The sequence below is a fragment of the Streptomyces sp. Ac-502 genome, assembly GCF_045222935.1.
In the GTDB taxonomy this organism is placed as follows: Bacteria; Actinomycetota; Actinomycetes; order Streptomycetales; family Streptomycetaceae; genus Streptomyces; species Streptomyces monomycini.
The window spans coordinates 3,595,984-3,608,218 of sequence record NZ_JBHFFO010000001.1 but is presented as its reverse complement, the minus strand read 5'-3'; the positions used below and the strand labels follow the sequence as shown (position 1 = coordinate 3,608,218).

Here is a 12,235-nt window from a genome sequence, read left to right as displayed (position 1 = left end):
GCCCTGTTGTGCGCCGGATATGCACGGCACGGACCTGACCCTGCCCACTCCGGGCGGATGTATGCGGGCCATGCCCCACAATTTTTCCAAGGTTCACCCGGCCCACTTCAGGACCTCCTCGAACCCGCCTCCCGTGTGCCCCGCGGACCCTCTCGCAACCCTTCCCCCACACCTCTTCCATAACGTCCCCGCACACCCCGCCTGACCGAATACCCGGTTCCGGCCGGCGCGCCGGGACGCGAGGGTGCGTCGCATGTCTATCGCTACGGCAGCAGTGCTGACCGCATCACTGGCGATGGCGCCCGCCGCCGCGCCGTCCATGGGAGTGCAGAGCACCAACGTGACCGTCCGTGCCCACTTCACCGCGTCGCCGACGGGTGAGGCCGTCACCCACGACCCGGCCCTGGTGCCCGAGGGCAGCCGGGTCACGGTCGTGGAGAAGCGGTACGGGTCCGGCAAGGACGCCCGTACGGTCGTCGGCCTGCGCCTGGCGGGCCTGGTGCCGGACCGTACGTACGGCGCTCATGTCCACACCAAGCCGTGCGGGGCCCAGCCGGCCGACTCCGGGCCGCACTACCAGAACGTGCCCGACCCGGTGCAGCCCTCCACCGACCCCGCCTACGCCAACCCGCGCAACGAGGTGTGGCTCGACCTGAAGACGGACGCGGACGGCGACGGCGCCTCGGTCGCCAAGGTCAACTGGCACGTCCGCTACGGGCAGGCCCGCTCGGTGGTCGTCCACGAGCACAAGACGCACACCGAACCGGGCCACGCGGGGACCGCGGGCGCCCGCCTGGCCTGCGTCAACGTTCCGCTGGCCTGACGCTGTCGGGCGCCGGGCGCGGAACGGCCTGACGCGTCGGGTGCCGGGCGCGGGCTCGCCGGGCGCCGGACGCGAGCGGCGCGGCAGTGCTCCACCGCCGCGCCGCGGGATCGTCGCGCCCATCAAGCATCAGCCATCCGGCCGTACGCTGCCACTCGGCGGAGCAGACCCGGCGAGTGATGGAGGAACGCCATGAGGTATCGACGGCTCGGTGGGCCGGGCGGGGCCGCGGTGTCGGCCGTGGGGCTCGGGTGCATGGGGATGTCCGTCGCGTACGGGCCGGCCGACCCGGCGGAAGCGCGACGGGCGCTCGACCGGGCCGCGGACCTGGGCGTGACGTTCCTCGACACGGCCGACGCGTACGGGCGCGGCGCGAACGAGGAGTTCGTCGGCGACTGGCTGCGCGGCCGGAGCGCGCGGGAGGACGTCGTCCTCGCGACGAAGTTCGGGCTGCGGCACGACCCGGCGACCGGGCGGGTCGACACGGTGGACACGTCGCCCGCGTACGTACCGGTGGCCTGCGACGCCTCGCTGCGCAGGCTCGGCGTCGAGTACATCGACCTCTATTACGCGCACCGCCGCGACCCCGCCGTACCGGTCGAGGAGACCGTCGGCGCGATGGCGGAGCTGGTCGCGGCGGGGAAGGTGCGTCACCTGGGCCTCTCGGAGGTCAGCCCGCGGACACTGCGCACGGCGCACGCCGTGCATCCCGTCAGCGCGGTCCAGGTCGAGTACTCGCTGTTCACCCGGGGCGTGGTCGAGGGCGAACTGCTCGCCACCTGCCGCGAGCTGGGCGTGACCGTGGTGGCGTACTCGCCCCTCGGGCGCGGGATGCTCGCGGGGGCGCTCGCCTCGCGCGAGGAGCTGAGCGAGGACGACAACCGGCGTCGCTGGCCGCGGTTCTCCGCCGAGAACATCGAGCGCAACCTGGAGCTCGTCCGCGCGGTGCGCCGCGTGGCGGACGAGCTGGAGGTGCCGCCGGCGCGCGCGGCGCTCGCCTGGCTGTTGGCGCAGGGCGAGGACATCGTGCCGATCCCCGGGACGAAACGGGCGCGTTACGTGGCCGAGAACGCCGCCGCGGCGGACCTGACCCTCACCGGGGAACAGGTCGCGCGGCTGCGCGCGGCGGTGCCCGCCGACGCCGTGGCGGGCGCGCGCTACCCGCAGCAGGCTCTGGAGCGGCTCGGTCACTGAGGGACCTGGAGCGGCTCGGTCACCGAGCGGACGGTGCGGGCCTGCCGGAGAGGCATCGCCCGGCGGCCCGCCCGTACCTCACGGCATCCACGCCTCGTACGACAGCACATCCCCCGACTTGATCTTGAAGTCGGGGACGTCCTTCGTCAGCGTCGTCTCCATACCGAGGAGCCGGCCGGTCTCCGGGTTGAGGATGACCAGTTGCAGGGTGCCGTCCATGGACCCGCCCGAGGTGTCCGTGCCGCGGTAGGCGTACGCCTGGCCACGCCGCCCGAGACGGTCGATGACCTGCCCGGCCGGGCGCAGGTCCTTCGTCCGGGAGAGCATCCGGACCAGCGCCGCCGACTCGCGCGGGCCCGGGGTCCACTCCTGGAGGAACGAGGAGAGGGCCATCAGCAGCGGCTGCGTCTCGGTGCCGGCGCCGCTGTAGAAGGTGGACAGGTAGGAGCGCAGCTCGTCCGGGTCGGCGGGCGGCCGGGCGGGCAGGGTGCCGTCCCCGGTGGCCGGGTCGTCCAGGCGGGTGCCCGCCGGGTAGGTCTTGCGGTGCAGGACCTTGCCGTCGTTGACGGTGCGCCACTCGCCGTCGGCGTCGTTGATCACCGGGCGGCCGGGGTGCCGGGGGTCGGTGGCGACGACGAGTTCGGAGCCGCTGCCGTCCGGGTTCCAGCGGGTGATGCGCTCCTCGGGGATGGTGACCGGCGGCTGCGCGTCGGGGCCGGTCTCCATGCTCAGGTACCAGCTCTGCAGATGGCTGCCCCGGTGCGGCTTGGGGGCGTCGTGCAGGGCGCGGGCGTACGCCTCCGCCCGGCGCGCGACCTCGTCCAGCGGCAGGACCGGGGCGTCGGGCTGCACGACGAGCGCGGTCGGGGAGGCCGCCGCCGGTGCCGTGCTGACGCCGGAGAAGGTGAGGGTGAGGGCCGCGATGGCGGCGGCCGAGGCGGCGGTGGCGCCGATGAGCAGACGGCGGGTGCGGCGCGGCCGGGCAGCGCGGGGGAGACGGGCGGGGCGGGAGGCGCGTTCAGGAGTACGCGCCGGCGTGGAAGACGGCGCGTCGGCGCTCGTCAGCGCCGCCAGCCGGTGTTCGGCGCGCGCGGTGAGCGGGCGGTCGCGCCAGGGGCCCTCGTCGGACCGTACGGGATCGGCCTGCCGCAGCAGCTCCAGTTCGTCAGTCAAGGCTGCGGCCTCCGGCTCGGGTCGGCACCGCGGGTGCGGGCAGAGGGGGACGTACAGGGGTACGGCGTGCGGGTGGGCGGTGCGCGCGCGGGCGCGGTGGGGGAGCGGCGCCCGGGTCGGGCCCTGGTTCCGGCGCTTCCTTCGGCCGGAGACGGTCTATCTGCGTACGGAGCCGGTTGCGCGCCCGGTGCAGCCGCATCGCCGCGGCGCTCTGGCTGCAATCGAGGGTGACGGACAGTTCCTGGAGGGTCAGTTCCTCCCAGGCCGTCAGACGCAGCACTTCCTGGTCGGCGGGGGAGAGACGTTCCAGCGCCTCGTGCACCCAGGACCCCGGCCGTTCCGAGTCGGGGCTGTCCACGGTCTGGCGGCGGTGCGCGGCCTCGTGGTTGCCGAGGCGGTGCAGCAGGCGCCGGTAGCGGCCGAAGCCGCGCACCGTGTTCGACAGGCAGTTGCGCGCCACGCCGTACAGCCAGGGCAGCGGGGACGGCGGCAGCTCGGCGCGCCGCCGCCAGGCTATGGAGAAGACCTCCGCCACCACCTCCTCCACGTCGTCCTCCTGCCCGCTGTCCAGCCGGCGGGCGACGAAGCGGCTGACCGCCCAGTAGTGCGCGCGGTAGGCGGCGGCGAAGGCTTCGTCGACGTCCTGGCCGAGGTCTGTGCCGGGGCCCGCGCCGAAGTCCTCGTCCGGGCCGTCCCCGGCGGCTGCGTCCTTGCTCATGATCTCTTGGTGTCCGGCACGCCTGCGATCTTCACACCCTGCCGCGGTGAAGTTTCCGGCGGCCCCGGACACCTACGGTGCATGAAGTCCCCCGTGAAGTGGCTGACGACCACCGACCACAAGACCATCGGCACGCTGTACCTGATCACCTCGTTCGCGTTCTTCTGCATCGGCGGCCTGCTGGCCCTGCTGATGCGCGCCGAGCTGGCCAGGCCGGGCCACCAGATCCTGTCCAACGAGCAGTTCAACCAGGCGTTCACGATGCACGGCACGATCATGCTGCTGATGTTCGCGACGCCGCTGTTCTCCGGTTTCGCGAACTGGATCATGCCGCTGCAGATCGGCGCGCCCGACGTCGCCTTCCCCCGGCTGAACATGCTCGCCTACTGGCTGTACCTCTTCGGCTCGCTGATCGCGGTGGGCGGATTCCTCACGCCGCAGGGCGCCGCCGACTTCGGCTGGTTCGCCTACGCGCCGCTCTCCGACTCCGTGCACTCCCCGGCGATCGGCGGCGACATGTGGGTCATGGGTCTGGCGCTGTCCGGCTTCGGGACGATCCTGGGCGCGGTCAATTTCATCACCACCATCATCTGCATGCGCGCGCCCGGCATGACGATGTTCCGGATGCCGATCTTCACGTGGAACGTGCTGCTGACCGGTGTGCTGGTCCTGCTCGCCTTCCCCGTACTGGCCGCGGCCCTCTTCGCGCTGGAGGCGGACCGTAAATTCGGGGCGCACGTCTTCGACGCGGCCAATGGCGGCGCGCTGCTGTGGCAGCACCTTTTCTGGTTCTTCGGCCACCCCGAGGTCTACATCATCGCGCTGCCGTTCTTCGGCATCATCTCCGAGGTCATTCCGGTCTTCTCCCGGAAGCCGATGTTCGGTTACATCGGTCTGATCGCGGCGACGATTTCGATCGCGGGCCTCTCGGTCACCGTCTGGGCGCACCACATGTACGCGACGGGCGGCGTACTCCTGCCGTTCTTCTCCTTCATGACCTTCCTCATCGCGGTACCGACCGGGGTGAAGTTCTTCAACTGGATCGGCACGATGTGGAAGGGCTCACTGTCCTTCGAGACGCCGATGCTGTGGGCCGTCGGCTTCCTGATCACCTTCGTCTTCGGCGGCCTGACCGGCGTCATCCTGGCGTCGCCGCCCATGGACTTCCACGTGACGGACTCCTACTTCGTGGTCGCCCACTTCCACTACGTCATCTTCGGCACCGTCGTCTTCGCGATGTTCGCCGGATTCCACTTCTGGTGGCCCAAGTTCACCGGCAAGATGCTCGACGAACGGCTCGGGAAAATCACGTTCTGGACGCTGTTCATCGGCTTCCACGGCACCTTCCTCGTCCAGCACTGGCTGGGCGCCGAAGGCATGCTGCGCCGCATCCCCGACTATCTGGCCGCCGACGGCTTCACCACGCTGAACACGGTCTCGACGATCGCCTCGTTCCTGCTCGGCCTGTCGATCCTGCCGTTCCTCTACAACGTCTGGAAGACCGCGAAGTACGGGGAAAAGGTCACGGACGACGACCCGTGGGGCTGGGGACGTTCGCTGGAGTGGGCGACCTCCTGCCCGCCGCCGCGCCACAACTTCACCTCCCTGCCGCGTATCCGCTCCGAATCCCCGGCCTTCGACCTGCACCACCCCGAGGTCGGCACGCCCGGACTGGACCCCGAGAAGGAACGCGAGGTGCTGGTATGAGCGGAAGCACGCCGGTGAGCACGGCCGAGGCCATCAACGAGATCGAGGGATATCTGCTCTGGGAGGCGGAGAAGGACCGCGCCCGCACCCGCGCCCGCGACTTCACCGCCCGCCTGCCGTGGCTGACCCGCGCGCAGCAGGAGGAGGTCGAGCGGCAGTACCAGGCCGACCAGCTGGAATTCTCCCGCGCCTACCTGCGGCGGATCGCCGCCCGCAGCGGAGAACTGCGCGCCGAGTACGAGGGCGTGTACCGGGTGCTGCGGCGCCGGCTGGTGACGGGCCTGCTCGCCGTGGCAGGGGCGCTGGTGATCGGCGCGGTGACGGTCGCCGTCGCCCTCACCGGCGGGTGAGGGCGACGGACTGACGACGACCGGGGGCGCCCGCGGCTGAGGGGTCGGCCCGCGGGCGCCTCCCGGCCGTCAGCCGGAGCCGGCCGTCAGCCGGGACCGTCTGTCAGCCGGGACCGCCTGTCAGCCGGTGACCGTGATCTGCGACGCCGGGTCGGTGGTGTCGGTCACCTTGTACGTGGCGTTGAAAGCCGACGTCGTGGCGCTGGTCGGGCAGCCGAAGCCGCCGACGACCTTCACCGGCACCGAGGCGTTGGTGAAGGTCAGGGTGGACGGCGCGCCGTTCGCCCAGGCGCCGCTCACCGTCGCCGCACCGGTGGGAGCGGCCGTCACCGTACAACTGGCCAGGCCGCTGGTCCTGAGGACGAAACCGGCGGTGGGGATGGTCAGCCCGGCGGTGCTCGGCGCGCCGTTCTGCATGGTGACGCCCCAGTCGCCGGACGTCTGGATGGTGGCGCCGACCCCCGGCATGCTGGTAGTGCACGAGGTGTAGCCGGGCGCCGAGATGCCGTTGCTGACCGGGCCGGAGGCGTTGGAGTTGCCCGGGGCTTCCGGGACCTGGCCGGTGGCCTTGGAGACGGTGCAGGTCACCGTCACCGAACCGGCCTTGAAGGTGGCCTTGCCGCTGAGGGTGGCGGCGTAGGCGTGGCCGGCCGGGGAGACGGTGGTCGGGCCGGCGGTGACCGGGGTCCCGGTGGGCCGGGCGGTGGCCGAGCCGGTCAGGGCCAGGGAGAGGACGCGGTCGCGAGGATGCCCGTACCGGCGGCGAGCAGGGCGCGCGGCCGCCGGGTGACGGAGTGGTGTGCGCGAGAGCGTGCGGGTCTGTGCGTCATCGCGGATCTCCTTCTGCGAGCGGTGTTGGTGGGGCGACGCAGGTGCCTGCGAACACCTGCGGGTCGGAGGGGGTGTGCGGTCCTGCCGTACGCGGGCGACGGGGCCCGGCGGGCCGCCCGTGGCGGGCACCGTCGTACGGGTACGGCAGGCGCCTTCGTACGGGTACGAGGGCGCTGTCTTACGGGCGCGAGGGCGCCGTCTTACGGGTCCGGGAGTGGCGCCGTACGGGCGTGAGGGTGGCGCCGTACGCGTACGAGGTGTCCGGCGTACGCGTACGGCGGTCCTGCCGCGCGGCCCGGTCAGCTCTGCGGCTGGGGGCGGTGCGGTGCGGACGGCTCGCTGTCGGACGGCCCCGCACCCGGCCCGGCACCCGGCTCCGGTCGCGGGCCCGAACCCGTGTCCGTACCCGCGTCCGCCTGCGGTTCCGGCCCGGGCTCCGGCAGCGGGCGTGGCTGCCAGGCGAAGATCATGCCGCCGCCGATGATGCCGACGATCGTGCCGAACAGGAATCCGCCGAGGTTGGACATCACCAGTGCGGCGGTGGCCACCAGGACGGTGAGGATGCCGGCCAGGCCCCGGTAGTGCGGCGCGAACCACGCGGACAGGCCCATCAGGATCATCACCAGGCCCATCAGGACGGACGGGATCCCGGCGATGCCCTGCTGGAGCATGACCTTCAGCGGTGCCAGCGGGATGGCGCAGATCTCCGCACCGGCGACGACGGCCGCCAGCCCGCCCCAGAAGGGGCGGCCCTTGCGCCAGCGCCGCCAGGCCGCACGCCCGCGCCGCCAGGAGCCCTTCCCGGTCAGAAGCATTCCTTCTTGCCCTTGGAGATCTTCATGCTCAGGCCGGTCAGCCGGAACGTGCCGGCGTTGGTGGCCCAGGCCGTCTGCTTGAGGTTGGTGATGTTCACGTCGTCGGCCTGCTGGGCGAACAGGTCCTGCATGCCCTGGGCGGTCGCCGGTCCCTTGTCGAGGGTGGAGGCGTCCCGGCCGATCTCGATGTTGTTGAAGTCCACGTTGCCGGAGAGCTGGGTGGCGTCGACGAAGAGGTCGGTCGCCTTGACCGGCGTCTTGCCGCCGCCCGCGGTGAGGGTGAGGGAGATGTCGCCGATGACCGGCAGCGTGGTGACCACCGACTGGCACAGTTTGTGCAGGTCGGCCTTCTTGATGGCGGTCACGGCCACCGGCAGCAGCTCGCCGCGCGCGTTCTGGTCGACGCCGCCGTACTGGGCGAAGCCTTCGCCGTTGAGAGAGGCGGCGGACACCTTGAACTGCTGTCCCGATACGGCGAACGAAGCCGCCAGCGCGCCGTTGGCCAGCGCGATGGCCAGCGCGGCGGTCCCGGCGAGGGCCGGGACGGACAGCACGGCGAACTTGCGCCAGCTGACCCGCCCCGTGACGTGTCTGCCGTGTGCGTCCTTCATGAGAGTGGTCCCCTTCGAAGTGCGGTGGATCGCGCAGCCGAGAGTTGTGGGGGGACGTGCTGGGCACCGGGCCAGGAAACGGCAAGCGTGTGGCGATCAGGTGGAGGGTGTGAAGAACTGGCCGGTGTTACTGGCGAGTTGAATGTAAGTCTGCCAGTAGCCGTTGGCAAGGTTGAGGACCGAAGGAACCACAGGAGACGCAAAAGAGACGCGGCGGTACGCCACCCGGCGCCGCCGCCGTACCCGCGCGCCTTCGTACAGCTCGGCTCCGCCGCGTCTTCGCGTACGCGCACGCCTCACGCGTACCGGACGCGCAGTTCCTTCACCCCGTTGAGCCACGCCGACCGCAGCCGGCGCGGGGCGCCGGCGAGAGCGATGTCCGGCACGGTGTCGGCGATGGCCTGGAAGATCAGGTCGATCTCCAGGACGGCGAGCGACTTGCCGAGGCAGAAGTGCGGGCCGCCCCCGCCGAACCCCAGGTGGGGGTTGGGGTCCCGGGTGATGTCGAACGTTCCGGGGTTCTCGAAGACCTCCGGGTCGTGGTTGGCGGAGGCGTAGAAGAGGCCGACGCGCTGCCCCTCGCCGATCCGCACGCCCCCCAGGGTGGTGTCCTGGGTGGCGGTGCGCTGGAAGGAGACGACGGGCGTCGCCCAGCGCACGATCTCCTCGGCGGCGGTGCCGGGCCGTTCCCGTTTGTACAGCTCCCACTGGTCGGGGTGGGTCAGGAACGCGTGCATCCCGTGGGTGATCGCGTTGCGGGTCGTCTCGTTGCCCGCGACGGCCAGCAGGAGGACGAAGAACCCGAACTCGTCGGACGCGAGGTTGCCCTCGTCCTCCGCCGCGACGAGCCGGCTGACGATGTCCTGGGCCGGGCACTCCTTGCGGGCCGCGGCCAGGTTCATCGCGTACGAGATCAGCTCGGCCCCCGCGGTGCTGCCGACCTCCTCGGTGACGGCCAGCTCGGGGTCGTCGTACGCGACCATCTTGTTCGACCAGTCGAAGATGCGGGACCGGTCGTCCTGGGGGATGCCGATCAGCTCGGCGATGGCCTGGAGCGGGAGTTCGCAGGCGATGTCGGTGACGAAGTCGCCGGACTCCTTGCCGCGGGCGGCGGCGACGATGGTCCGCGCGCGGTCGCGCAGGGCGCCTTCGAGGGCGCGGATCGCGCGGGGCGTGAAGCCGCGCTGGACGATCTGCCGGACCCGGGTGTGTTCCGGCGGGTCCATGTTCAGCATGATGAGCTTCTGGATGTCGATCTTTTCGCGGGTCATGGCCGCGTTGAAGCGGATGATCGAGGTGTTGCGGTTCGCCGAGAAGACCTCCGGCCGGGTGGAGACCTCCCGGATGTCCTCGTGACGGGTCACCGCCCAGTAGCCGTCGTCGCCGAAGCCGGCGATGCCGTGCGGCTGGGCGTTCCACCAGACGGGCGCGGTGCGCCGCAGCTGGGCGAACTCGGGGAGCGGCACGCGGCGGTGGTAGACGTCGGGGTCGGTGAAGTCGAACCCGTCGGGCAGCGCGGGGCATGGCATCTCGGCGACTCCAGCTCTGGTCCGGCCCGGTGCCGGTCGGGGGTCCTGGCGGCCCGCCGTCGTACGGATGCCGACCGGCGGTCCTGACGGGCCGTCAGCTCATGGCGGTGAAGGTAGTAACGAGTTCTATAAGTGGCAAGGGGGTGCGGGGCGTCAAGTCCGCCCGCGCGCGGCCGTCGGGGGCGGAAGGCCCGTGCAGCACTCTTGCGCGGCCGCCCGCGGCTCAAAGAGACTGGCCGGGGAACTAGAACGCGTACCAGTTCCGTCGTCGGGGTGCCGGGACGTCCTGCGGGACGTGAGGAGAGGACGAGTCAGTCATGGCCGCGGAACCCGTCATCGTGGAAGCCGTACGCACCCCGATCGGCAAGCGCGGCGGCGCGCTCGCCAACCTCCACCCCGCCTACCTCCTCGGCGAGACCTACCGCGAACTGCTCGCCCGCACCGGTATCCAGCCGGACTGCGTGGAACAGATCGTCGGCGGCACGGTCACCCACGCCGGCGAGCAGTCCATGAACCCGGCCCGCACGGCCTGGCTGGCGATGGGCCTGCCGTACGAGACGGCCGCCACCACCGTGGACTGCCAGTGCGGCTCGTCTCAGCAGGCCAACCACATGGTCGCCAACATGGTCGCGGGCGGCGTCATCGACATCGGCATCGGGTGCGGCGTGGAGGCGATGTCCCGGGTGCCGCTGGGCAGCGGCTCCAAGCACGGGCCCGGCAAGCCCTGGCCGGACGAGTGGAACGTGGACCTCCCCAACCAGTTCGAGGCGGCCGAACGCATCGCCCGCAACCGGGGGCTGACCCGCGAGGACGTCGACGCACTCGGGCTGCGCTCGCAGGAGCGGGCCGCGGCGGCCTGGGCCGAGGAGCGCTTCAAGCGCGAGACGTTCGCCGTACAGGTGCCGACGACGGAGGACGAACAGGCCGCCGGGCAGGGCATGTGGCGGCTCGTGGACCGTGACGAAGGGCTGCGCGACACGAGCATGGAGGCGCTCGGCGGGCTCAAGCCGGTCATGCCGACCGCCGTGCACACGGCGGGCAACTGCTCACAGATCTCGGACGGCGCGAGCGCGGTGATGTGGGCGTCCAAGCGGATGGCCCGCGCGCTGAAGCTCCGGCCGCGGGCCCGGATCGTCGCGCAGGCGCTGGTCGGCGCCGACCCCCACTACCATCTCGACGGGCCCGTCGACGCGACGCGGGCCGTGCTGGGCAAGGCCGGGATGTCGCTCAAGGACATCGACCTGGTCGAGATCAACGAGGCGTTCGCGTCGGTCGTCCTGTCCTGGGCGCGGGTCTTCGACCAGGACCTGGAGAAGGTCAACGTGAACGGCGGCGCCATCGCCCTCGGCCACCCGGTCGGCGCCACGGGCGCCCGCCTGATCGCCACGGCGCTGCACGAACTGGAGCGTACGGACAAGGAGTTCGCGCTGGTCACGATGTGCGCGGGCGGAGGGCTGGCGACGGGGACGATCCTCCAGCGGCTGTGAGGGGGGCCGGAGGTGAAAGCCGGGGCGAGGGGCGTTGTCAGTGGCCCCTGTCACACTCCCCTCATGACCGGATCAGGGGTGCGGGGGACGGCGGGCGGTCTCGGCGGGGTGCGCGAAAGCGGCCGGCGCCTGGGGCGTCGGCCGCTTCGGGGCTACGGGGTCACGGGCAGGCCGGTACCGGCGTCAGGGACGCGGGCGGTCCGGGGGCCCGGCCGCTCAGTACCAGTTGTGGGACTGCCAGAACTTCCAGGCGTCGCAGGGGCTGCCGTAGGTGGAGTTCATGTAGTCCAGGCCCCACTTGATCTGGGTCTCCGGATTGGTCTTCCAGTCCGCACCGGCCGAGGCCATCTTCGAGCCCGGCTGTGCCTGGACGAGGCCGTAGGCGCCGCTGGACGGGTTGGTGGCGGTCGGGTCCCAGCCGCTCTCACGCTCGACGATGTTGCTGAAGCACTGGTACTGCGCCTGGTCCGGGATCAGCTTGTGCGCCGCGGCCTTGGCGTCGCTCGCGCTCGCGGAGGAAGGGGCCTGCGCGGGAGTGGCGGCCTGGGCCGGCGTGGCGGCGAAGGCCGAAGCACCCAGGGCGACGGCACCGGCGGCGACGACGGCCTTCTTGTGCAGGGCAAGACGGCTGGTGATCGTGGACGGGGTGACGCTCACGGGAGAAGAAGCCTTCCGGTGGGGTGTGAGGGGCGCCGCCGAGGCTGCGGGCCAGGGGGAAGAGGCACGCTGCTCTCGGCGACACATTCACCTTGGGAAGTGCTCGGGCGGGTTGGCAATCCCCGTACGTACTAGTGGATCTCGCACGCAGGGCGGGAAGTCCCGCCCGTCAGTTCCCGAAGGGGAGCGGATCGAGGGGAGGGGCCGGGCTACGAAGGCGGGTCGTAGGTGACGGAAGTCCTGTGGGTGGGGTCACAGGATCGGGGGATGGGGGTAAGGGTCTATGGCCTAGGCGACCTATTACGCAGGGCGATCGGTGACTATGGCGACCGGGTGCCTT

General features: G+C 71.5%; 12 protein-coding genes. 5 read left to right on the top strand and 7 right to left on the bottom strand.

Going from position 1 to position 12,235, the window contains the following annotated elements; genetic code table 11:
• Positions 1-253 precede the first annotated feature (253 nt).
• Complete coding sequence (locus ACEXOX_RS16260; RefSeq protein WP_406521442.1) at positions 254-823, top strand: superoxide dismutase family protein; 570 nt, start codon at positions 254-256, stop codon at positions 821-823.
• 192 nt (positions 824-1,015) lie between these two features.
• Positions 1,016-2,017, top strand: a complete 1,002-nt coding sequence (locus ACEXOX_RS16255) for an aldo/keto reductase (RefSeq protein WP_406521441.1) — start codon at positions 1,016-1,018, stop codon at positions 2,015-2,017.
• A gap of 78 nt (positions 2,018-2,095) precedes the next feature.
• Here ACEXOX_RS16255 and ACEXOX_RS16250 read toward each other — a convergent pair whose 3' ends face one another.
• Positions 2,096-3,190: a CU044_5270 family protein gene (locus tag ACEXOX_RS16250; RefSeq protein WP_406521440.1), complete on the bottom strand. Its 1,095-nt coding sequence runs from the start codon at positions 3,188-3,190 to the stop codon at positions 2,096-2,098.
• The gene (locus ACEXOX_RS16245) at positions 3,183-3,908 is read right to left on the bottom strand and encodes an RNA polymerase sigma factor (protein WP_406521438.1); all 726 of its coding nucleotides are present in this window, start codon (positions 3,906-3,908) and stop codon (positions 3,183-3,185) included. Before ACEXOX_RS16245 ends, ACEXOX_RS16250 begins: the two co-directional genes overlap by 8 nt.
• 81 nt (positions 3,909-3,989) lie before the next feature.
• Between ACEXOX_RS16245 and ctaD the strand changes: the two genes are divergently transcribed.
• Together ctaD and ACEXOX_RS16235 are read left to right on the top strand one after the other, a co-directional pair.
• The gene (ctaD, locus tag ACEXOX_RS16240) at positions 3,990-5,615 is read left to right on the top strand and encodes a cytochrome c oxidase subunit I (protein WP_406521437.1); all 1,626 of its coding nucleotides are present in this window, start codon (positions 3,990-3,992) and stop codon (positions 5,613-5,615) included.
• The gene (locus ACEXOX_RS16235; RefSeq protein ID WP_406521435.1) at positions 5,612-5,965 is read left to right on the top strand and encodes a hypothetical protein; all 354 of its coding nucleotides are present in this window, start codon (positions 5,612-5,614) and stop codon (positions 5,963-5,965) included. Before ctaD ends, ACEXOX_RS16235 begins: the two co-directional genes overlap by 4 nt.
• A 120-nt stretch (positions 5,966-6,085) precedes the next feature.
• On the opposite strand, the gene ACEXOX_RS16230 is transcribed toward ACEXOX_RS16235, so the two are convergent.
• The 4 genes from ACEXOX_RS16230 to ACEXOX_RS16215 all read right to left on the bottom strand — a co-directional run bounded on the left by ACEXOX_RS16230 (position 6,086) and on the right by ACEXOX_RS16215 (position 9,751).
• On the bottom strand, positions 6,086-6,925 hold the full coding sequence (locus ACEXOX_RS16230) for a hypothetical protein (protein WP_406521434.1): 840 nt from the start codon (positions 6,923-6,925) through the stop codon (positions 6,086-6,088).
• Positions 6,926-7,095: 170 nt separating this feature from the next.
• The gene (locus ACEXOX_RS16225) at positions 7,096-7,611 is read right to left on the bottom strand and encodes a DUF6114 domain-containing protein (protein ID WP_406521432.1); all 516 of its coding nucleotides are present in this window, start codon (positions 7,609-7,611) and stop codon (positions 7,096-7,098) included.
• Positions 7,602-8,222 (bottom strand): DUF6230 family protein, encoded by a 621-nt coding sequence (locus tag ACEXOX_RS16220; RefSeq protein ID WP_406521430.1) that lies wholly within the window; start codon positions 8,220-8,222, stop codon positions 7,602-7,604. Before ACEXOX_RS16220 ends, ACEXOX_RS16225 begins: the two co-directional genes overlap by 10 nt.
• Positions 8,223-8,518: 296 nt before the next feature.
• Entirely contained in the window at positions 8,519-9,751 is a 1,233-nt protein-coding gene (locus ACEXOX_RS16215; RefSeq protein ID WP_406521428.1) for a cytochrome P450, read from the bottom strand.
• A 317-nt stretch (positions 9,752-10,068) separates the two neighbouring features.
• Here ACEXOX_RS16215 and ACEXOX_RS16210 point away from each other — a divergent pair, with 317 nt between their 5' ends.
• Entirely contained in the window at positions 10,069-11,238 is a 1,170-nt protein-coding gene (locus ACEXOX_RS16210) for a steroid 3-ketoacyl-CoA thiolase (RefSeq protein ID WP_406521426.1), read from the top strand.
• Between the two features lie 216 nt (positions 11,239-11,454).
• Here ACEXOX_RS16210 and ACEXOX_RS16205 read toward each other — a convergent pair whose 3' ends face one another.
• Entirely contained in the window at positions 11,455-11,895 is a 441-nt protein-coding gene (locus ACEXOX_RS16205) for a transglycosylase SLT domain-containing protein (protein WP_406521425.1), read from the bottom strand.
• Positions 11,896-12,235: the final 340 nt, after the last annotated feature.

Coding starts and splice junctions, on each gene's coding strand:
- ACEXOX_RS16260 (WP_406521442.1), top strand. CDS start 254: ATGTCTATCGCTACGGCAGCAGTGCTGACCGCATCACTGGCGATGGCG.
- ACEXOX_RS16255 (WP_406521441.1), top strand. CDS start 1,016: ATGAGGTATCGACGGCTCGGTGGGCCGGGCGGGGCCGCGGTGTCGGCC.
- ACEXOX_RS16245 (WP_406521438.1), bottom strand. CDS start 3,908: ATGAGCAAGGACGCAGCCGCCGGGGACGGCCCGGACGAGGACTTCGGC.
- ctaD (WP_406521437.1), top strand. CDS start 3,990: ATGAAGTCCCCCGTGAAGTGGCTGACGACCACCGACCACAAGACCATC.
- ACEXOX_RS16235 (WP_406521435.1), top strand. CDS start 5,612: ATGAGCGGAAGCACGCCGGTGAGCACGGCCGAGGCCATCAACGAGATC.
- ACEXOX_RS16225 (WP_406521432.1), bottom strand. CDS start 7,611: ATGCTTCTGACCGGGAAGGGCTCCTGGCGGCGCGGGCGTGCGGCCTGG.
- ACEXOX_RS16220 (WP_406521430.1), bottom strand. CDS start 8,222: ATGAAGGACGCACACGGCAGACACGTCACGGGGCGGGTCAGCTGGCGC.
- ACEXOX_RS16215 (WP_406521428.1), bottom strand. CDS start 9,751: ATGCCATGCCCCGCGCTGCCCGACGGGTTCGACTTCACCGACCCCGAC.
- ACEXOX_RS16210 (WP_406521426.1), top strand. CDS start 10,069: ATGGCCGCGGAACCCGTCATCGTGGAAGCCGTACGCACCCCGATCGGC.